This window comes from Streptomyces sp. NPDC045021 (genome assembly GCF_056432645.1).
Window position 1 is genome coordinate 271,096 of sequence record NZ_JBWKIQ010000002.1, and the last position, 19,989, is coordinate 291,084.

Annotated in this window: 17 protein-coding genes, 1 tRNA gene and 1 pseudogene; 10 read left to right on the top strand and 9 right to left on the bottom strand. The window is 67.9% G+C overall.

The window, feature by feature from the left end:
* The first annotated feature begins 107 nt into the window (after positions 1-107).
* Entirely contained in the window at positions 108-299 is a 192-nt protein-coding gene (locus tag AC07DC_RS08285; protein ID WP_478913100.1) for a helix-turn-helix domain-containing protein, read from the top strand.
* A gap of 2 nt (positions 300-301) precedes the next feature.
* Entirely contained in the window at positions 302-1,453 is a 1,152-nt protein-coding gene (locus AC07DC_RS08290) for a tyrosine-type recombinase/integrase (protein ID WP_478913101.1), read from the top strand.
* A 77-nt stretch (positions 1,454-1,530) separates the two neighbouring features.
* Here AC07DC_RS08290 and AC07DC_RS08295 read toward each other — a convergent pair.
* The 9 genes and pseudogenes from AC07DC_RS08295 to dnaA all read right to left on the bottom strand — a co-directional run bounded on the left by AC07DC_RS08295 (position 1,531) and on the right by dnaA (position 13,774).
* Positions 1,531-1,607, bottom strand: a tRNA-Ile gene (locus AC07DC_RS08295).
* A 62-nt stretch (positions 1,608-1,669) separates the two neighbouring features.
* Complete coding sequence (locus AC07DC_RS08300; protein WP_478913103.1) at positions 1,670-2,371, bottom strand: DUF3566 domain-containing protein; 702 nt, start codon at positions 2,369-2,371, stop codon at positions 1,670-1,672.
* 3 nt (positions 2,372-2,374) lie between these two features.
* Positions 2,375-4,960, bottom strand: a complete 2,586-nt coding sequence (gene gyrA / locus AC07DC_RS08305) for a DNA gyrase subunit A (RefSeq protein WP_478913105.1) — start codon at positions 4,958-4,960, stop codon at positions 2,375-2,377.
* A gap of 41 nt (positions 4,961-5,001) precedes the next feature.
* Positions 5,002-7,035 (bottom strand): DNA topoisomerase (ATP-hydrolyzing) subunit B, encoded by a 2,034-nt coding sequence (gene gyrB / locus AC07DC_RS08310; protein ID WP_478913107.1) that lies wholly within the window; start codon positions 7,033-7,035, stop codon positions 5,002-5,004.
* 257 nt (positions 7,036-7,292) lie between these two features.
* Positions 7,293-7,904 carry a DciA family protein gene (locus tag AC07DC_RS08315; RefSeq protein ID WP_478913109.1) on the bottom strand — a complete coding sequence of 204 codons (612 nt, stop codon included), beginning with the start codon at positions 7,902-7,904 and terminating at the stop codon, positions 7,293-7,295.
* Entirely contained in the window at positions 7,901-9,034 is a 1,134-nt protein-coding gene (gene recF / locus AC07DC_RS08320; RefSeq protein WP_478913112.1) for a DNA replication/repair protein RecF, read from the bottom strand. The genes AC07DC_RS08315 and recF overlap by 4 nt, the downstream gene beginning before the upstream one ends.
* Before the next feature lie 28 nt (positions 9,035-9,062).
* Positions 9,063-9,947: pseudogene (gene gnd, locus AC07DC_RS08325) on the bottom strand (phosphogluconate dehydrogenase (NAD(+)-dependent, decarboxylating)); the annotation flags it as partial.
* A 59-nt stretch (positions 9,948-10,006) separates the two neighbouring features.
* Positions 10,007-11,137, bottom strand: a complete 1,131-nt coding sequence (gene dnaN, locus AC07DC_RS08330; RefSeq protein ID WP_138351178.1) for a DNA polymerase III subunit beta — start codon at positions 11,135-11,137, stop codon at positions 10,007-10,009.
* An 879-nt stretch (positions 11,138-12,016) separates the two neighbouring features.
* Positions 12,017-13,774 carry a chromosomal replication initiator protein DnaA gene (gene dnaA, locus AC07DC_RS08335; RefSeq protein WP_478913114.1) on the bottom strand — a complete coding sequence of 586 codons (1,758 nt, stop codon included), beginning with the start codon at positions 13,772-13,774 and terminating at the stop codon, positions 12,017-12,019.
* Between the two features lie 397 nt (positions 13,775-14,171).
* Here dnaA and rpmH point away from each other — a divergent pair, with 397 nt between their 5' ends.
* The 8 genes from rpmH (at position 14,172) to AC07DC_RS08375 (ending at position 19,958) form a co-directional block, all read left to right on the top strand.
* Positions 14,172-14,309 (top strand): 50S ribosomal protein L34, encoded by a 138-nt coding sequence (gene rpmH, locus AC07DC_RS08340; RefSeq protein WP_138351176.1) that lies wholly within the window; start codon positions 14,172-14,174, stop codon positions 14,307-14,309.
* Positions 14,310-14,328: 19 nt separating this feature from the next.
* Positions 14,329-14,700, top strand: coding sequence for a ribonuclease P protein component (gene rnpA, locus AC07DC_RS08345; RefSeq protein ID WP_478913117.1), 372 nt, complete (start codon positions 14,329-14,331; stop codon positions 14,698-14,700).
* Positions 14,697-15,029, top strand: coding sequence for a membrane protein insertion efficiency factor YidD (gene yidD, locus AC07DC_RS08350; protein WP_478913119.1), 333 nt, complete (start codon positions 14,697-14,699; stop codon positions 15,027-15,029). The genes rnpA and yidD overlap by 4 nt, the downstream gene beginning before the upstream one ends.
* Positions 15,030-15,032: 3 nt before the next feature.
* Positions 15,033-16,172: a membrane protein insertase YidC gene (gene yidC, locus AC07DC_RS08355; protein ID WP_478913120.1), complete on the top strand. Its 1,140-nt coding sequence runs from the start codon at positions 15,033-15,035 to the stop codon at positions 16,170-16,172.
* Between the two features lie 11 nt (positions 16,173-16,183).
* On the top strand, positions 16,184-16,717 hold the full coding sequence (locus AC07DC_RS08360; protein WP_478913122.1) for a Jag family protein: 534 nt from the start codon (positions 16,184-16,186) through the stop codon (positions 16,715-16,717).
* 120 nt (positions 16,718-16,837) lie between these two features.
* Complete coding sequence (rsmG, locus tag AC07DC_RS08365) at positions 16,838-17,584, top strand: 16S rRNA (guanine(527)-N(7))-methyltransferase RsmG (RefSeq protein ID WP_478913124.1); 747 nt, start codon at positions 16,838-16,840, stop codon at positions 17,582-17,584.
* A 233-nt stretch (positions 17,585-17,817) separates the two neighbouring features.
* Positions 17,818-18,867 carry a ParA family protein gene (locus tag AC07DC_RS08370; RefSeq protein ID WP_138351170.1) on the top strand — a complete coding sequence of 350 codons (1,050 nt, stop codon included), beginning with the start codon at positions 17,818-17,820 and terminating at the stop codon, positions 18,865-18,867.
* The gene (locus AC07DC_RS08375; protein WP_478913126.1) at positions 18,864-19,958 is read left to right on the top strand and encodes a ParB/RepB/Spo0J family partition protein; all 1,095 of its coding nucleotides are present in this window, start codon (positions 18,864-18,866) and stop codon (positions 19,956-19,958) included. The genes AC07DC_RS08370 and AC07DC_RS08375 overlap by 4 nt, the downstream gene beginning before the upstream one ends.
* The last annotated feature ends 31 nt before the right edge of the window (positions 19,959-19,989 follow it).

Here is a 19,989-nt window from a genome sequence, read left to right on the forward strand (position 1 = left end):
GACGCCGATGACGCAATGACGCAGAAATCTCCACCTCGGACAGGTGCGACGGCCTCACGAGCGCGAGCCGCCCAAAACGCGCCCACCCCGCCACCCAAGGAGCCGCAGTGACAACCGCTCCCATTCCCGAAGCACTGACCGTGCCAGAGGTCATGGCTGCACTGCGGCTCGGCCGCAGCAAGCTCTACGACCTGCTCCGCTCGCGCGAGCTGGACAGCTTCAAAATCGGCCGGAACCGCCGGATCACGGTCGAGAGCCTTTCCGCCTATCTCCGCAACCAGACTGATCAGGAGTACTGACCATGGCCAAGCGCAGGCCGAACGGTGCGGGCAGCATCACCCGCCGCAAGGACGGTACGTATCACGGGCGTGCCTACGTGACGACGACTGAGGGCTTGCTCAAGCGGGTGTCCCGCTACGGCAAGTCCTATGACGAAGTCGCCGAGAAGCTGGCCAAGTTGTTGGAGCTGGAGTCCAAGGGCGTGCCGACACCGGATAAGGCGTGGAAGGTCGGCCCCTACCTCACGTACTGGCTGGCAGAGATCGTGCAGCCGAACCAGCGGCCCACCACCTACGACAAGTACGAGTCCATGGCGCGGCTGCACCTTATCCCCAAGCTGGGGACAAAGCGGCTGACCAAGCTCGGCATTGCCGACGTGCGCACTTTCCTGCGGCAGACCAAGGCCGAAGGCGTGGGTGCGTCAACGCGCCTTGAGTGCATGAAGGTGCTGCGGAACGCCCTCAACCGGGCGATGCGGGAAGAACTGCTGCTCCGCAACGTCGCATCGTTGGTGGACATGCCCTCCGTCGATTCCAAAGAGATCATCCCGTGGAGCGCGCAGGAAGCCATCGACTTCCTGCGGTCCACCCGCCCGCACCGCATGCACGCCGCCTTCGTCCTGGCCCTGGTGCTGGGTCTGCGGCGTGGAGAGCTTCTGGGCCTGCGCTGGATCGATCTGGACCTCGATCAGGGGGTAGCGCACCCGCGCAAGCAGGTACAGCGGCAGAAGGGCGCTGGGCTGGTTCTGGTGGACCTCAAGACAGAAGCTTCCAAGGGCGCTCTGCCGCTCCCCCTGCTGTGCATCGAGACCTTGGGAGACTGCCGGCGCCTGCGCGAGCTGGAGAAGGCCAAGGCAGGGGAGAAGTGGACCGAGCTGGGATTGGTGTTCGGCACCGAGACCGGGGGTCTCTTTGATCCGGATCACTTCTCCCAGACGTTCCAGCGCCGGGTGAAGCGCTCCCGGCTCCGGCGGGTGCGGCTGCATGACACACGTCATACCTGCGGCAGTCTCCTCGCATGGCTCGGGGTACACCCCAAAGACGCTCAGAAGATCCTTCGTCACAGCCAGATCAAAACGACGCTGGACATCTACACCCACGTCACCACGGAGTCCCAGCGGGCCGCCGCAGCCAAGATCAGCGCCAAGCTACGGGACGGGATGCAGGGACACTGATCTACCTACTGGCGTAAGCCGTGGGGGTACGGGACGCAGAAACGCCCCGGAAGGAGATCCTTCCGGGGCGTTCGCGCTGGTGGGCCTAACAGGACTTGAACCTGTGGCCTCTTCCTTATCAGGGAAGCGCTCTAACCGTCTGAGCTATAGGCCCGCGCTGCAACGAAAGATTAGCGCACCACAGGCCATGTCCCAAAATCGGAATCCGGCGCCCTGCTACTCGTCCTCCGCGAGCGTCAGCTCGACGCCCCCGACGAAGCCCGCGGACATGTTGTAGATGAAGGCACCGAGGGTGGCCAGCGCCGTCGCGAGGACGACATCGATCACCGCGATGACGGTGGTGATGACCAGGACCCGGGACAGCGACAGGAAGGACACCAGGTCGAAACCACCGCTGGTGCCGCCCTCCGCCGTCGTCGCGTCGCTGATCGTGCTGCCGACGGTGCTGAAGACGCCGATCGCGTCCAGCACCATCCACAGCACCGCCACCGCCACGATCGTGCAGATGCCCAGCGCGATGGAGAGCAGGAAGCTGACCTTCATCACCGACCACGGGTCGGCCCTGGCCACCCGCAGCCGGGCCTTGCGCGTGCGCGGCACGGTACGGGCCGCCGGACGCGGCCGACGGACGCCCGCGGCGGCCGGCGCCCCCACGCCGACCGTCTGGGCGGCCGGCGGCGGGTACGCCTGCGCGGGCTGGTGCGGTGGCTGATCCGGCGTACCGGGAACCCCTGCACCGTAGGTTTGAAGCGGGCCCGCATGATGCGGCGGACGGGTGTCTGTCACGGTTGATCCCCCCTGCTGCGGGCCGCTGTCCGTGGGGGAGCCAGGGGCACCGCCGGCACCGGCCTGGACGGCCGCCTGCGGCCGGTCCGGGCCTGTCATCCCACCAGCAGCGGCGCCCGTGGCTCCACTCACGGCCTACTCCTCGATTTCAGCGGCCACGGGCTGGTCGCCCTCGGCCTCTTCGGCGTCGACCTCATCGGCCTCAGCCCCAGCCTCGGCATTGCGCGCGATGCCGACAACGGCATCCCGCTTGCCAAGGTTGATCAGTTGGACGCCCATGGTGTCACGGCCCGTCTCCCTGACCTCGTTGACCCGCGTACGAATCACTCCACCGCTGAGGGTGATGGCGAGGATCTCATCGGTCTCCTCGACCACCAGCGCCCCGACGAGGGAACCGCGGTCCTCGACGATCTTCGCCGCCTTGATACCGAGTCCGCCACGCCCCTGGACGCGGTATTCGTCCACCTTGGTGCGCTTGGCGTACCCGCCGTCCGTGGCGGTGAAGACGAACGTACCCGGCCTGACCACATTCATCGAGAGCAGTTCGTCGCCCTCTCGGAAACTCATGCCCTTGACGCCCGACGTGGCACGGCCCATCGGGCGCAGCGCGTCGTCCGTGGCGGTGAACCGGATGCACTGTGCCTTGCGGCTCACCAGCAGCAGATCGTCCTCCGCCGACACCAGCTCGGCACCGATCAGCTCGTCGTCCGAGCCGTCCGCCGCCTCGCGCAGGTTGATGGCGATGACGCCGCCGGCCCGCGGTGAGTCGTAGTCCTTGAGCGCGGTCTTCTTGACCAGCCCCGCCTTGGTGGCGAGCACCAGGTACGGAACAGCCGCGTAGTCCCGGATCGCCAGGATCTGGGCGATCTTCTCGTCCGGCTGGAACGCCAGCAGGTTCGCGACGTGCTGGCCGCGCGCGTCCCGCCCGGCGTCCGGCAGCTCGTACGCCTTCGCCCGGTAGACGCGGCCCTTGTTGGTGAAGAACAGCAGCCAGTGGTGCGTGGTCGAGACGAAGAAGTGGTCGACGATGTCGTCCTGCTTCAGCTTCGCGCCGCGTACGCCCTTGCCGCCGCGCTTCTGCGACCGGTAGTCCTCGGTCTTGGTGCGCTTGACGTAACCGCCGTGCGTGATCGTGACGACGATGTCCTCTTCGGCGATCAGGTCCTCGATGGACATGTCACCGTCGAACGGGATCAGCTTGCTGCGCCGGTCGTCGCCGAACTTGTCGACGATGACCGCCAGCTCCTCGCTGATGATCTGCCGCTGCCGCTCGGGCGAGGCCAGGATCGCGTTGTACTCGTTGATCTTGGCCTGCAGCTCGTCGTGCTCCGCGACGATCTTCTGCCGCTCCAGAGCCGCCAGGCGCCGCAGCTGCATCTCCAGGATCGCGTTCGCCTGGATCTCGTCGATCGACAGCAGGCCCATCAGGCCCTCACGGGCGATCTCGACCGTGTTGCTGCGCCGGATCAACGCGATGACCTCGTCGATCGCGTCCAGCGCCTTGAGCAGGCCGCGCAGGATGTGCGCCCGCTCCTCGGCCTTGCGCAGCCGGAAACGCGTACGGCGGACGATGACCTCGACCTGGTGCGTCACCCAGTGCCGGATGAACGCGTCGATCGACAGGGTGCGCGGCACACCGTCGACCAGCGCCAGCATGTTCGCGCCGAAGTTGGTCTGCAGGTCGGTGTGCTTGTACAGGTTGTTCAGCACGACCTTGGCGACCGCGTCGCGCTTGAGCACCACGACCAGGCGCTGCCCGGTGCGCGAGCTCGTCTCGTCGCGGACGTCGGCGATGCCGGCGACCTTGCCGTCCTTCACCAGGTCGGCGATCTTCTGCGCGAGGTTGTCCGGGTTGACCTGGTACGGAAGTTCCGTGACCACCAGGCACTGGCGGTTCTGGATCTCCTCGACGTTGACGATCGCGCGCATCGTGATCGAGCCGCGGCCCGTGCGGTACGCGTCCTCGATGCCGCTGCGGCCCACGACCAGCGCGCCGGTCGGGAAGTCCGGGCCCTTGATCCGCTCCAGGAGCGCGTCCAGCAGCTCCTCGTGCGAGGCCTCGGGGTTCTCCAGGTACCACTGCGCGCCCGCCGCGACCTCGCGCAGGTTGTGCGGCGGGATGTTGGTGGCCATCCCGACCGCGATGCCCGCCGAGCCGTTGACCAGCAGGTTCGGGAAGCGCGCCGGGAGGACCGTCGGCTCCTGGTTACGGCCGTCGTAGTTGTCCTGGAAATTGACGGTGTCCTCGTCAATGTCGCGGACCATCTCCATCGACAGCGGCATCATCTTGCACTCGGTGTACCGCATGGCGGCGGCCGGGTCGTTGCCCGGGGAACCGAAGTTGCCGTTGGAGTCCACGAGCGGCATGCGCATCGACCAGTGCTGGGCGAGGCGGACCAGGGCGTCGTAGATCGAGGAGTCGCCGTGCGGGTGGTACGTACCCATGACGTCACCGACGACGCGGGCGCACTTGTAGAAGCCCTTCTCGGGCCGGTAGCCGCCGTCGTACATCGCGTACAGCACCCGGCGGTGCACCGGCTTGAGGCCGTCACGGACGTCGGGCAGCGCACGCGACACGATGACGGACATCGCGTAGTCGAGGTAGCTGCGCTGCATCTCCGTTTCGAGGCCCACCGGCTCGATGCGCACGGTGGAGATCTCGGCATCGGCGGGCACGGCCGCCTCGTCATCGGGTGTCACGGGGGTGTTCTCGTCGGCCATTGCTGGTCAAAGTCCTTTCGGGCGGCGGCGGTGGGGCCGACTCAGATGTCGAGGAAGCGGACGTCCTTGGCATTGCGCTGGATGAACGAGCGCCGCGCCTCGACGTCCTCACCCATCAGCACCGAGAACAGGTCGTCGGCCTGCGCCGCGTCGTCCAGGGTGACCTGGCCGAGCACGCGGTGGTCGATGTCCATGGTGGTGATCCGCAGTTCCTCGGCGTTCATCTCGCCGAGGCCCTTGAAGCGCTGGATCGCGTCTTCCCGGACCCGCTTGCCCTGCTGGCGGCCGATCTCCATCATCGCGTCGCGCTCACGGTCGGAGTAGGCGTACCCGAAGTCGTCCCGACTCCACTTGATCTTGTAGAGCGGCGGGCGCGACAGGTACACGTGGCCGGCCTCGACCAGCGGGCGCATGAAGCGGAAGAGGAACGTCAGCAGCAGGGTGTTGATGTGCTGACCGTCGACGTCGGCGTCCGCCATCAGGATGATCTTGTGATAGCGGAGCTTCGCGATGTCGAAGTCCTCGTGCACACCGGTGCCGAACGCCGAGATCAGCGCCTGGACCTCGGTGTTCTGCAGGATCTTGTCGATCCGCGCCTTCTCGACGTTGAGGATCTTGCCGCGGATCGGGAGGATCGCCTGGTACTGCGGGTTGCGGCCCGACTTCGCGGAACCACCGGCCGAGTCACCCTCGACGATGAAGATCTCGCACTTCGTCGGGTCGTTCGACTGGCAGTCGCTCAGCTTGCCCGGCAGCGACGCGCTCTCCAGCAGCCCCTTGCGACGGGTCAGGTCACGCGCCTTGCGGGCCGCGACCCGCGCGGTGGCCGCGTTGATCGACTTGCGGATGATGTCCGCGGCCTCGTTCGGGTTGCGGTCCAGCCAGTCCGTGAGGTGCTCGTGCACGGCCTTCTGCACGAAGGTCTTGGCCTCGGTGTTGCCCAGCTTGGTCTTCGTCTGGCCCTCGAACTGGGGCTCGCCCAGCTTGACCGAGATGATCGCGGTCAGACCCTCGCGGATGTCCTCGCCGGCGAGGTTGTCGTCCTTCTCGCGGAGGAACTTCTTCTCGCGCGCGTAGCGGTTCACCAGCCCGGTGAGCGCCGCACGGAAGCCCTCCTCGTGCGTACCGCCCTCATGGGTGTGGATCGTGTTCGCGAAGCTGTAGACACCCTCGGTGTACTGGGTGTTCCACTGCATCGCGACCTCGACGGAGAGCAGCCGCTCCTTGTCCTCCGCCTCGATGTCGATCACCGTCGGGTGGATCAGCTCGCCCTTGCGGGAGTTGAGGTGATTGACGAAGTCGACGATGCCGCCGGGGTAGTAGTACTTCACCGAACGCACCTGGGGGGCGTCGTCCGACTCCTCGACCGTCTCCGCGCCGACCGTCGCCTTCGCCGACTCGCGCTCGTCGGTCAGCATGATCGTCAGGCCCTTGTTGAGGAAGGCCATCTCCTGCAGCCGCCGGGACAGCGTCTCGAAGGAGTACTCGGTGGTCTCGAAGATGTCCGGGTCGGCCCAGAACGTCACCGTGGTGCCCGTGGTGGACGACGGCTCGTTCTTCGCCAGCGGAGCGGTCGGAACACCCAGCTTGTAGTCCTGCGTCCAGCGGAAGCCGTCGCGGTTGACCTCGACCGTGACCTTCGTCGACAGCGCGTTGACGACGGAGACGCCGACGCCGTGCAGACCGCCGGAGACGGCGTAGCCGCCGCCGCCGAACTTGCCGCCCGCGTGCAGCACGGTCATGACGACCTCGATGGCGGGCTTGCCCTCGGATGCGACGATGTCCACGGGGATGCCGCGGCCGTTGTCGACGCAGCGCACGCCGCCGTCGGCCAGGATCGTCACGTCAATGGTGTCCGCGTGCCCTGCGAGGGCCTCGTCGACCGAGTTGTCGACCACCTCTTGGACCAGGTGGTGCAGGCCGCGCTCACCGGTGGAGCCGATGTACATGCCCGGACGCTTACGGACCGCGTCGAGGCCCTCGAGCACGGTGATCGCGCTGCCGTCGTAGACCGGACTGGAGTTCTCGTTGGGGTTGCCGGAATCGGCCACGAAGCGCCCTTTCTGGCACAGCACGAGCCGTCTCCCGCCGAGCGGGATCGGCTGCGTCGTTCGACATGTACCGCGACTGGGCGGCTTACGTATCAGTCTACCGGTAGCGCCGACATGAATGGGGCTTTGGCGGTACCTGGGTTCCCACGTGCCGTCCCGAACCGCACTCACCCGACTCCCTACACGTGGACCAGGGCCATAAACGGCTCACGCAGGCGTCCAGGGCTTCTGGCTGTCAACCCACGACTACGGTGAGCAGGGTCTCAGCCGACCCACGGCTCTCACCCGTATGTGTCGCCCGGACCCTTGCTGCCCGGCGCGCGCAGCCGGCCGTAGGTACGCGGCGGCCCCATCGGGCCCAACACCTTGATCAACTTCACTGTGCCATGGCCAAGATCGCTGTTCAGCCGTGCCACCAGCGTCGGAGCCAGCAACCGCAGCTGCGTCGCCCACGCCGTGGAGTCGCACTGCACGGTCAGGACGCACTCCTCCTCGTCGTACTTCGCCGGCTCGCAGTGCTGCGCGACGTCCTCGCCGACGATCTGCGGCCAGCGCCCCATCACACCGCCCACCGCGGCCGGCGCCTCCCAGCCGCGCTCGGTGATCAACCGGCTGATCGCGGCGCCCAGCGGCAGCGGATCGCGGCCGTCGGCGCGCGCACCGCTGCGCAGGCCGCCGCGGCGCGCCTGCTTCTTCTGCTGCGTCGCGGCGCCCCGCGCCCGCGCCTGCTCCTTGGCCGCGCGCAGCGCGACCCGCGCCAGGTCGACGCCCGACAGCCCGTCCCCGGGGGTGGCCGCGTCCGGTGCTCCTGATGTTCCTGATGCTCCTGAGGGGGCCGGTTTTCCCGCGCCCCGGCCGTCCGCCGGACCGCCCGTCGGCAACTGCCCGCTCATGACACACGCTCCGCTGCGCCCTGCTCGACCGCGAACCGCGCTCCCGCCAGCAACTCCGGCACATCGTCCTCCACAGCCGCCGTGACCAGCACCTGCTCGCCAGGAACCACCAGCTCGGCCAGTCGCCGGCGCCGCTTGGTGTCGAGCTCCGCGAAGACGTCGTCCAGAATCAGCACCGGCTCCCTGCCGTCCGCGCTCAGCAGCTCGTACGACGCCAGCCGCAGCGCCAGCGCGTACGACCAGGACTCGCCGTGGCTCGCGTACCCTTTCGCCGGCAGCCGCCCGAGATTCAGCAGCAGATCGTCACGGTGCGGGCCGACGAGCGTCACCCCCCGCTCGATCTCCTGCTTGCGGGACTCGGCCAGCGCCTCCAGCAACAGCCCGGACAACTCCTCCCGGCCACTGGCTCCGGCGAGTCGTTCGCCGATCGAACTGCGGTACTCCAGAGCGATGGGACCGCCCCCGGGAGCCAACTGCTCGTACGCCTTGTCGGCCAGCGGCTGCAGCGCGGCCGTCAGGTCCAGGCGCTGCGCGAGCAGCTCCGCCCCGACCCCCGCCAGATGCTGGTCCCACACGTCCAGCGTCGACAGGTCGGCGCCCTTGCCGCCGTGCCTGCGGGCCATCGCCGCGCTCTTCAGCAGCGTGTTGCGCTGTTTCAGCACCCGCTCGTAGTCCGATCGGGTGCCCGCCAGCCGCGGAGTACGGGTGGTGAGCAGCTCGTCGAGGAACCGGCGGCGCTCACCGGGGTCGCCCTTCACCAGGGCGAGGTCCTCGGGAGCGAACAGCACGGTCCGCAGAATGCCCAGCACATCGCGCGGCCGGACCTGGTTCGAACGGTTGATGCGGGCGCGGTTCGCCCGGCCCGGATTGATCTCCAGCTCGATGAGCTGCTGCCGGTCGCCGTGCACCACCTGGGCCCTGACGACCGCGCGCTCCGCCCCCGACCGCACCAACGGCGCGTCGGACGCCACCCGGTGGCTGCCCAGCGTGGCCAGGTACCCGACCGCCTCGACGAGGTTGGTCTTGCCCTGTCCGTTGGGGCCCACGAAAGCGGTGACGCCCGGGTCGAGCGGTACCTCGACCCGGGCGTAGGAACGGAAGTCGGCTAGCGACAGGTGCGCTACGTGCATGGCTGTGCGCCGGCCTCCCCGGTAATGACTACTTCTTGTTCTCGACCGCGTGGCCGCCGAACTGGTTGCGCAGCGCCGCGATCATCTTCATCTGCGGGGAGTCGTCCTGGCGGGACGCGAAACGGGCGAACAGCGATGCGGTGATCGCCGGCAGCGGCACCGCGTTGTCGATCGCGGCCTCCACCGTCCAGCGGCCCTCGCCCGAATCCTGCGCGAAGCCGCGCAGCTTCTCCAGGTGCTCGTCGTCGTCCAGCGCGTTGACCGCCAGGTCGAGCAACCAGGAGCGGATGACGGTGCCCTCCTGCCAGGAGCGGAAGACCTCGCGGACGTCGGTGACCGAGTCCACGGCCTCCAGCAGCTCCCAGCCCTCGGCGTAGGCCTGCATCATGGCGTACTCGATGCCGTTGTGAACCATCTTCGCGAAGTGGCCGGCGCCGATCTTGCCCGCGTGGACCGAGCCGAACTCGCCCTCGGGCTTGAGGGCGTCGAAGATCGGCTGCACCTTGGCGACGTCCTCGGCGGAGCCGCCGTACATCAGCGCGTAGCCGTTCTCCAGGCCCCAGACACCGCCCGAGACGCCGCAGTCGACGAAGCCGATGCCCTTGGCCTTCAGCTCCTCGCCGTGCTTCTCGTCGTCGGTCCAGCGGGAGTTGCCGCCGTCGACGACGATGTCGCCGGGGGAGAGCAGGCCGGCGAGCTCGTCGATGGTCGACTGGGTGGCCGCACCGGACGGGACCATCACCCACACCACCCGCGGACCCTTGAGGGTGTCCACAAGCTCCTTGAGGCTGTGGACATCGGCGACGTCCGGGTTCCGGTCGTAGCCGATGACGGTGTGGCCCGCGCGGCGAATGCGCTCGCGCATGTTGCCGCCCATCTTGCCGAGACCGATGAGACCGAGCTCCATCGCAGATCCTTCGTTCGAAGCGTGCCTGACCTAGTGCGAGCCTACGACGGCCCCGTGCGACCGGCTCAGCCGGAGAGGCGCACCGGCATGATCAGGTACTTGTACGCATCGTCCGCCTCCGCGTCCACCGCCGGGCGGCCGCTGAGCAGCGCGGGCTTGGTGGAGGTGGTGAAGGAGAGCTGGGCGACCGGCGAGTCGATCGCGCTGAGCCCGTCCAGCAGGAACGTCGGGTTGAAGGCGATCGAGATGTCGTCGCCGTCGAGCTTGGAGTCGACCCGCTCCACAGCCTGTGCATCGTCGCTGGAGCCGGCTTCCAGGGTGAGGACGCCCTGCTCGAAGCTGAGCCGCACCGGGGTGTTCCGCTCGGCGACCAGCGCGACGCGCTTGACGGCCTCGACGAAGGGCGCGGTCTCGATGACGGCGACCGAGGCGAACTCGGTCGGGAAGAGAGTGCGGTACTTGGGCAGATCGCCTTCGAGCAACCGGGTGGTGGTGCGGCGCCCGGCGCCCTCGAAACCGATCAGGCCCTCACCGGCGCCGGAGCCGGCCAGCGCGATGGAGACGGTGTCTCCGCTGGTCAGGGACTTGGCGGTGTCCAGCAGGGTCTTGGCGGGCACCAGGGCGACCGCGGAGATGTCCGCCTGCTCGGGCTTCCACATGAACTCGCGGACCGCGAAGCGGTAGCGGTCGGTGGCGGCGAGGGTGACGGTGTCGCCCTCGATCTCGATCCGCACGCCGGTCAGCACCGGGAGGGTGTCGTCACGGCCGGCGGCGATGGCCACCTGGGCGGCCGCGGCGGCGAAGACCTCACCGGGCACCGTGCCGGAGGCGACGGGCATCGCGGGCAGTGCCGGGTACTCCTCCACAGGCAGGGTGTGGAGTGTGAATCGCGAACTGCCGCAGACGACGGTGACGCGGGAGCCCTCGGTGGAGATCTCCACAGGCCTGTTGGGAAGTGCCCGCGTGATGTCGGCGAGCAGCCGGCCGGAAACGAGGACCGTGCCGTCCTCCTCGACCTCGGCGTCGACCGCGACCCGGGCCGAGACCTCGTAGTCGAAGCCGGAGAGGCTGAGCCTGCCCTCCTCCGCCTTCAGCAGCAGTCCGGCGAGGACCGGTACCGGGGGACGGGCCGGAAGGCTGCGGGCTGCCCAAGCCACTGCCTCGGCGAGTACGTCGCGCTCCACCCGGATCTTCACCGGAACCGCCTCCTGCTTGTTGCTGGCTGTCGGTGAACAGTCTGACAGCCGCCGCCGACAGTCGGTGCGGGTTGAGGTCAAGCCGGGCAGGGCGGTGTCGGGCGGCTCCGGCCCGAGTTGTTCACAGCCCATGCTTCCAAGCAGGTTCCCAGTTATCTATACGTAGTCGTAGTAATAGGTGTTGTGGATACCGTGGATAAGTGGTTCCTGCGCAGGTCAGAGCAGGTTTTTTATCCACCGAGCCTGTGGGCGGAGGCGGTGCATAACCACCCGCTTCTGTGGACAGCCAGAAGTTGTGCACACCGCATACACAGGGGACCCCCACTTCTCCCCAGCACTGTCCCCAGAAATACCCGGGTTCTCCCCAGCCCAATCCACCCCCTTGGTGTGACGCGGTTCACTCTCCCCGGGGACAGACGCCATTTTGTTGCCGAACAGTGGACAAACGTGTGGAGAAGCTGTGTACAACCCCCTTCAGCCTGTGGGCGGCCGGTGGACAACCTCCGGACTGACCGGTAACCACAATCTCTGTCCACAGCCTGTGGACGAAGGTTTCCCACAAATCCACACCCCGCTGACCTCGCCCGATGAGTATGCAGCGGGCCTGCCTGTGGAGGCAGTTGGGACAACTTCCCAGTCCCCAGGGTGTGGACGGCGGTTTACGGCCCAACCTGTGGAGAAGCCCCGATCAGGGCCCTGCACTCGAACAAAAAGAAGCGCCCCGGGAGTTCGACTCCCGGGGCGCAGGGGCGTTTCCGCCGTGATTCAGATGGTGAAACGGCTCAGGACGGGTCGTGAAACGGCTCAAGACCGGGTGGTGAAGCGGCTCAGGACGAGGCGGTGAGCCGGCTCAGGAGGGCGTGGTGAGCCGGCTCAGGATCAGCTCTTGATGCGGTTCGTCAGCTCGGTCACCTGGTTGTAGATGGACCGCCGTTCGGCCATCAGCGCCCGGATCTTGCGGTCCGCGTGCATCACCGTCGTGTGGTCGCGGCCGCCGAACAGCGCGCCGATCTTCGGCAGCGACAGGTCCGTCAGCTCGCGGCACAGGTACATGGCGATCTGACGGGCGGTGACCAGCACCCGGCTGCGCGAGGATCCGCACAGGTCGTCCACGGCCAGGCCGAAGTACGCCGCGGTCTCCGCCATGATCGCGGGCCCGGTGATGTCCGGCACCGAGTCCTCGCCGCCCGGGATCAGGTCCTTGAGGACGATCTCGGTCAGCTGCAGGTCCACCGGCTGCCGGTTCAGGCTCGCGAACGCGGTGACGCGGATCAGCGCGCCCTCCAGCTCGCGGATGTTCCGCGAGATGCGCGAGGCGATGAACTCCAGCACCTCGGGCGGGGCGTTGAGCTGTTCCTGCACCGCTTTCTTGCGCAGGATCGCGATCCGGGTCTCCAGCTCGGGCGGCTGGACGTCCGTGATCAGGCCCCACTCGAAGCGGTTGCGCAGCCGGTCCTCCAGCGTGACCAGCTGCTTGGGCGGCCGGTCGGAGGAGAGCACGATCTGCTTGTTCGCGTTGTGCAGGGTGTTGAAGGTGTGGAAGAACTCCTCCTGCGTCGACTCCTTGCTCGCGAGGAACTGGATGTCGTCGACGAGCAGGATGTCCATCTCGCGGTAGCGCTTGCGGAAGGTGTCGCCCTTGCCGTCGCGGATGGAGTTGATGAACTCGTTGGTGAACTCCTCCGAGCTCACGTACCGCACCCGGGTGCCGGGGTAGAGGCTCCGCGCGTAGTGCCCGATGGCGTGCAGCAGGTGGGTCTTGCCCAGCCCGGACTCGCCGTAGATGAAGAGCGGGTTGTACGCCTTGGCCGGCGCCTCGGCGACCGCCACGGCCGCCGCGTGCGCGAAGCGGTTCGACGAGCCGATGACGAAGGTGTCGAAGAGGTACTTGGGGTTCAGCCGGGCGGTCGGCTCGTTCGGGGGGTTGCCCTGGGAGCTGCGGCCGGGGGGCGACTGGTCGTGGCGGACCTGGTCGCGATGGCCGGAGTCATGGCGACCGGCGTCGTGCCGGTCGCGCTCCGGCGGCTGGGACCGGTAGCCGGTCTGCGGCGCCGGCGGATAGGACTCGCGGTCCCGTTCCGCCGGGTAGCGGTCCCGTTCGCTCTGGTAGCTGTCGCGCTCCTGGAAGCCGCCGAGCCGCGGCTGCTGCCAGGGGTCGTCGGCGGCGGGGCGCGGCGGCCACTCGTCGGCGCCGGGGCGCCCGGACGGGTGGTCGGGGTAGGCGCGACGCATCCGGGGGCCGTCGTCGTGGGACGGGCGGTCGGACTGCGGGCGGTCGTAGGACTCGTCGTACTCCCGCCGGTGCTGTCCGTACGGGGCGGGCTCCTGGACCGGCTCCTGCGGGGCCGGCGCCGGACCGTCCTGGTCGCCGCCGGAGGCGACGGCGATGGCGATACCGACAGGGTGTCCGAACTCACGGCTGAGGACTTCGGTGATCAGTGGCAGCAGGCGCCCTTCGAGGACGCTCTTGGCGAACTCGTTGGGGGCGGAGAGAACCGCGGTGCCCGCGACGAGGGCGAGCGGCTGGGTGCGCTTGAGCCACTCCGCGTCCTTCGGCTTGAGGTCCTCGCTCTCCACCAGGATTTTCTGGAGTACGCGTGGCCACACTGCGGCAAGATCGGCAGATACGTCAGCCACAGTGCACGCTCTCTCAGTCGCTGGTGGTGCCGAGGAATCCCACGAAGGTGTGGTTCTTGGGACGGGCGGGAAGGATGTCGGGTCGGGTGTGCGGTAGATGCCCGAGTTCGGCCACGGTAGTCAGCGCAGCCCCAGTGGTTCAAGTCGTTGTCCACAGGCTGTGCACAAACAGAGGCCCAGGTGACCCCGGTTTGACCGGATGGGTCAACCGCACGTACCGTATCGAGGTCGAGTTGTCGATGGCTGCTGCCGCCTGCCTACCGATGGGCGAGGATCAACCGGGACCCCCTGGAAGATCGTCAAGCGGTGCACCTAAATGGTCCGCGAGTTTCTCGTGGGCGCACGGTGACAGCCAGGCGACGTCCCGCCTTCACCCGATTTTCCCTGGAGCCCCCGAGTGAGCAAGCGCACCTTCCAGCCGAACAACCGTCGCCGCGCCAAGACCCACGGCTTCCGCCTGCGGATGCGCACGCGTGCGGGTCGCGCCATCCTGGCGACGCGCCGCGTCAAGGGCCGCGCCCGCCTGTCCGCCTGATCGCAACAGGTCACATGCCGTGCTGCCCACCGAGAATCGGCTGAGGCGGCGCCAGGACTTCGCGGCAGCGGTACGCCGAGGACGCCGAGCGGGTCGCCCGCTTCTGGTTGTCCATCTGCAAGCAGAGACCATGGACCCGCACGTATCGGGGGGGACAGCTCCCCCGGCACGTGCGGGTTTCGTCGTGAGCAAAGCAGTCGGCGGAGCCGTGCAGCGCAACCTCGTGAAGCGCCGGCTGCGGCACCTGGTGCGCGAACGGCTGGCCCTGCTGCCCCCCGGTAGCCTGGTAGTCGTACGAGCGCTGCCCGGTGCGGGTGGTGCTGACCATGCACAGCTGGCCCGCGACCTGGACGCCGCCCTGCAGCGGCTGCTGGGAGGGGTGGCGAGATGAAGTACCCGCTGCTGGCACTGATCAAGCTGTACCAGTGGACCATCAGCCCATTGCTGGGCCCGGTCTGCAGGTACTACCCATCGTGCTCGCACTACGGGTACACAGCCATTGACGTGCATGGAGCGGTGAAGGGTTCGGCACTGACCGCCTGGCGCATCCTGCGGTGCAATCCGTGGTCGCCCGGCGGTGTCGATCATGTTCCGCCCCGTAAACGCCCACCGTGGCACGATCGGCTGCGCAACATGTTGCGCGACAGCAAGGGCGGTCCCTCCGCCGTCGCTGAGACCAGCCCGGCCGCAGAGACTTCGCCCCATGCTCAAGGAGCCTGATTAGTGGACACGATCTCGAATCTGTTCAGTTTTATCACCACGCCGGTCTCCTGGATCATCGTCCAGTTCCACTCGGTGTACGGGAAGATTTTCGGCGCCGACAGTGGCTGGGCCTGGGGCCTGTCCATCGTGTCGCTCGTGGTCCTGATCCGGATCTGTCTGATCCCGCTGTTCGTCAAGCAGATCAAGTCGACCCGCAACATGCAGGCGCTCCAGCCGAAGATGAAGGCGATCCAGGAGCGCTACAAGAGCGACAAGCAGCGACAGTCCGAAGAGATGATGAAGCTGTACAAGGAGACGGGTACCAACCCGCTCTCCTCGTGCCTGCCGATCATCGCCCAGTCGCCGTTCTTCTTCGCCCTGTACCGCGTGCTGAGCAGCATCGCCAACGGCCACACGATCGGTGCGATCAACCAGCCGCTGCTGGACAGCGCCAAGCAGGCGCACATCTTCGGTGCCCCGCTGGCGGCCAAGTTCACCGAGAGCGCCGACAAGGTCGCGGCGCTCGGTGCCTCCATCACCGACGTCCGGGTCGTCACCGCGGTCATGATCGTCATGATGTCGGCGTCGCAGTTCTACACGCAGCGCCAGCTGATGACGAAGAACGTCGACATGACGGTGAAGACGCCGTTCATGCAGCAGCAGAAGATGCTGATGTACGTCTTCCCGGTCATGTTCGCCGTGATGGGTGTCAACTTCCCCGTGGGTGTCCTCGTCTACTGGCTGACCACCAACCTGTGGACCATGGGTCAGCAGATGTTCGTGATCCGCCGGAACCCGACGCCGGGCAGCCTGGCCTTCAAGCAGCGCCAGGACCGCCTGCGGGCCAAGGGCAAGCTGGTGGAGCCGCCCGAGGAGATCGCGGCCAAGGAGGCCGTCGAGGTCGCCCGCGCCAACCGCCAGCAGCCGAAGCGGCAGACCAAGGCGCGCCGTACGACGGCCGCCGGCACCGCTGCGGGTTCCGCGTCCGGATCGTCGGCCTCGGCCGCTTCGGGTAAGACGGCCGACAAGCCGAGCCTGACGAAGAAGGAGCCCGAGGACACCAAGCCGTCCGGCGGCTCCACCGCGTCCGGCTCCCCCAGAACGTCCAAGGGCGGACAGCGCAAGGGTCAGCAGCGCCCCAAGCACCCGTCCAAGAAGTAGTGCAGAACCTGATGAGGAGCCCATCCGTGACGGAAGGCAACAGCACCACTGTGACCGACGGCGGCTCCGCCGATCGCCTGTCCCGCCTCGAGCAGGAAGGCGAGATCGCGGCCGACTACCTGGAGGGTCTGCTCGACATCGCGGACCTCGACGGGGACATCGACATGGATGTCGAGGGCGAGCGAGCTGCTGTCTCGATCGTCGGCGACTCCTCCAGCCGTGACCTGAACAAGCTGGTCGGGCGGGACGGCGAGGTGCTTGAGGCACTGCAGGAGCTGACCCGTCTCGCGGTGCACCGGGAGACCGGCGACCGCAGCCGGCTGATGCTGGACATCGGTGGCTTCCGGGCCCGCAAGCGGGCCGAGCTGGCGCTGCTGGGCGCGAAGGCGGCGGACGAGGCGAAGGACACCGGGCAGCCGGTCAAGCTCGACCCGATGACGCCGTTCGAGCGGAAGGTCGTGCATGACGCGGTCGCCGCCGCGGGGCTGCGCAGTGAGTCCGAGGGCGAGGAGCCCGAGCGCCGGGTGGTCGTGCTTCCGGTCTGATCGGGCCGTGTACGGCCCAGTAAGGCTCAGTCGGCCCCGTCTGCTCGCGGACGGGGCCGATCCTTGTAAGCCTGGAAGTCGCGGTGTGCGGCAACGGGATCGACGGAAAGGACAGTCCTCGTGACGGAGGCAGCAGCGGAGGCGGCGGCGGAGCTTCCCGCGCCGCCCGAGCAGGCGCAGGCAGTGTTCGGCGAGCGTTTCGCCGATGCGGTCCGCTATGCGGAGCTGCTGGCCGACGCGGGGGTGCGCCGGGGTCTGATCGGTCCTCGTGAGGTGCCCCGGCTGTGGGAGCGGCATCTGCTGAACTGCGCGGTGCTGTCCGAGGTGATTCCGCAGGACATGACGGTGTGCGATGTGGGTTCCGGGGCGGGACTGCCCGGGATTCCGCTGGCGCTGGCGCGCCCGGATCTGCACATCACCCTGCTGGAGCCGCTGCTGCGACGGACCACGTTCCTGGACGAGGTGGTCAAGCTTCTGTCGCTGTCCAACGTCACCGTGGTGCGGGGGCGTGCCGAGGAGATGGTGGGCAAGCTCCCCGCGGTGGATGTGGTGACGGCCCGGGCGGTGGCGCCGCTGGAGCGGCTGGCCGGCTGGGGACTTCCGTTGCTCCGTCCGCACGGCGAGATGGCCGTTCTGAAGGGGGACACGGCCGAGGAGGAGCTGACGGCGGCGCGGTCCGCGCTCGGCCGGCTCGGTGCGGTGGAGACCTCTGTGGTGCAGGTCGGCGAGGGCGTGGTGGACCCGCTCTCGACGGTGGTGCGGGTCGTGGTCGGGGAGAGCCCCGGCGGGGTGCGGGCGGCGACTCGTAGGGCCAAGGCGGCGCGGGCCAGCCGGGCGGCGAAGAACTCGGGTCGGCGTCGGTACTGAGGCGCGTTCTACTCCATACAAACGGCCAAAACGACATAATCCGGAGTGTCTCCGAGATAACGGGCACATCGCTGTGCATCGTGTTCCACGTGAAACGTCGCTCCCTGCTCCCAGGAGTCCTCAGTCGCGGTCGCGCCGCGGCTGAGGCGCGCGCCAATAAGCCCCCGAAGTCGGCTCATGAGGTGGATTCATCCACAGGCAGCCGGGCCTCGCTGGTTCACGACCCCGAAAGCATGGCAGGCTCTGTGCATTGCGAGCCTGTAGTCGAGGAGAGTGAATCCTTGCGGTCCGACGCCAACATCGCGGGGCCGATGACCGATCCGGTCCCCGGTCCCCGTTCAGAATCATTCGGGGGTGATGTTTCACGTGAAACATTGCCCCCAATGGACGACACCCCCATCGGTCGCGCCGCCCAGTTGGCGGTCGAAGCGCTCGGTCGGGCCGGTGAGGGGCTCCCTCGGCCGGCTCAGACCCGTGTGATGGTGGTGGCCAATCAGAAGGGCGGGGTCGGGAAGACCACGACCACGGTCAACCTTGCCGCATCGCTCGCGCTGCACGGCGCGCGCGTGCTGGTGATCGACCTCGATCCCCAGGGCAACGCCTCCACGGCGCTGGGCATCGACCATCATGCCGATGTGCCGTCGATCTATGACGTCCTGGTGGAGAGCCGCCCGCTCTCCGAGGTCGTGCAGCCGGTCCTCGATGTCGAGGGGTTGTTCTGCGCTCCGGCCACGATCGACCTTGCGGGCGCCGAGATCGAGCTGGTGTCCCTGGTGGCGCGGGAGAGCCGGCTGCAGCGGGCCATCGAGGCCTATGAGCAGCCGCTGGACTACGTCCTCATCGACTGCCCGCCCTCCCTCGGCCTGCTCACCGTGAACGCGCTGGTGGCCGGTGCCGAGGTGGTCATCCCGATCCAGTGCGAGTACTACGCACTGGAAGGCCTGGGGCAGCTGCTGAAGAACGTGGACCTGGTCCGCGCTCATCTCAACCCCAAGCTGCATGTATCAACCATCCTGTTGACCATGTACGACGGCCGGACCCGGCTCGCCGCCCAGGTCGCGGATGAGGTGCGCACCCACTTCGGCAAGGAAGTGCTGCGTACGAGCATCCCGCGCTCCGTCCGGATCTCGGAGGCACCCAGCTACGGCCAGACCGTGCTGACCTACGACCCGGGCTCCAGCGGGGCACTGTCCTACCTTGAAGCGGCGCGCGAGATGGCGTTGCGCGGAGCCGAGGGCACCAATGAGCATGATCAGCACAGCATGTCGGAGGGGATCCAGTGAGTGATCGACGCAGAGGGCTCGGCCGTGGTCTAGGCGCGCTGATCCCGGCCGCACCGTCATCGGCGGGTACATCGCCGTCGGCGGTACCGCTTCTGACCGCGGACCGGAGCATGCTGGCGGCCACCAAGGTCGCCGGTCTGGACCGTAGAGCCCACGATGTTCCGCCGGTGGTGGACATCCCGGTTTCACGTGAAACAGAACCGGATCCGCCCGCGGCTGAGCCGCCCGCAGCGCCGAGTGCGTACTTCGCCGAGCTGCCGATCGACTCGATCACGCCGAACTCGCGTCAGCCGCGAGAGGTGTTCGACGAGGAGGCGCTGAACGAGCTGATCACTTCCATCAAGGAGGTGGGCCTGCTCCAGCCGGTGGTGGTGCGACAGGCCGGCCCCGAGCGCTATGAGCTCATCATGGGCGAGCGCCGGTGGCGGGCTTGCCGCGAGGCGGGTCTGGAGAACATCCCGGCCATCGTCCGGGCGACCGAGGACGAGAAGCTTCTCCTGGACGCGCTCCTGGAGAACCTGCACCGCGCCCAGTTGAACCCGCTGGAAGAAGCGGCGGCATACGACCAGTTGCTGCGCGACTTCGCCTGCACGCATGAGCAGCTGGCCGACCGGATCGGGCGTTCGCGCTCCCAGGTCTCCAACACACTGCGACTGCTGAAGCTCTCGGCGCCCGTGCAGCGGCGCGTCGCGGCCGGAGTGATCTCCTTCGGGCACGCGCGTGCTCTGCTCTCCCTGGAGGACGGGGAGGATCAGGATCTGCTGGCGCACCGGATCGTGGCCGAGGGGCTGTCGGTTCGGGCGGTCGAAGAGATCGTGACCCTGATGAACGCCGAGCCGAAGAGCGCGAAGAAGGCCGTGGGCCCTCGGGCCGGACGGCGGGTCTCCCCGGCGCTGACCAACCTCGCCACGCGCCTGTCGGACCGGTTCGACACGCGGGTGAAGGTCGACCTGGGGCAGAAGCGCGGAAAGATCGTTGTGGAGTTCGCCTCAATAGAGGATCTGGAGCGGATCCTGGGGACGATGGCCCCCGGCGAAGGCAAGGTCCTGGAGAGCAGACTCGACGAGGAATCCGACGACGACGTCGAATGAGTCGGGGCGTTCAGGGGAGCGGGTGGTGTTC

Bases quoted from the DNA above. Each gene is read 5' to 3' on its own strand.
- AC07DC_RS08370 (WP_138351170.1), top strand. From the start codon at position 17,818: ATGGCAGGCTCTGTGCATTGCGAGCCTGTAGTCGAGGAGAGTGAATCC.
- recF (WP_478913112.1), bottom strand. From the start codon at position 9,034: ATGCACGTAGCGCACCTGTCGCTAGCCGACTTCCGTTCCTACGCCCGG.
- AC07DC_RS08290 (WP_478913101.1), top strand. From the start codon at position 302: ATGGCCAAGCGCAGGCCGAACGGTGCGGGCAGCATCACCCGCCGCAAG.
- AC07DC_RS08315 (WP_478913109.1), bottom strand. From the start codon at position 7,904: ATGAGCGGGCAGTTGCCGACGGGCGGTCCGGCGGACGGCCGGGGCGCG.
- AC07DC_RS08360 (WP_478913122.1), top strand. From the start codon at position 16,184: ATGAGGAGCCCATCCGTGACGGAAGGCAACAGCACCACTGTGACCGAC.
- gyrA (WP_478913105.1), bottom strand. From the start codon at position 4,960: ATGGCCGACGAGAACACCCCCGTGACACCCGATGACGAGGCGGCCGTG.
- yidD (WP_478913119.1), top strand. From the start codon at position 14,697: ATGAAGTACCCGCTGCTGGCACTGATCAAGCTGTACCAGTGGACCATC.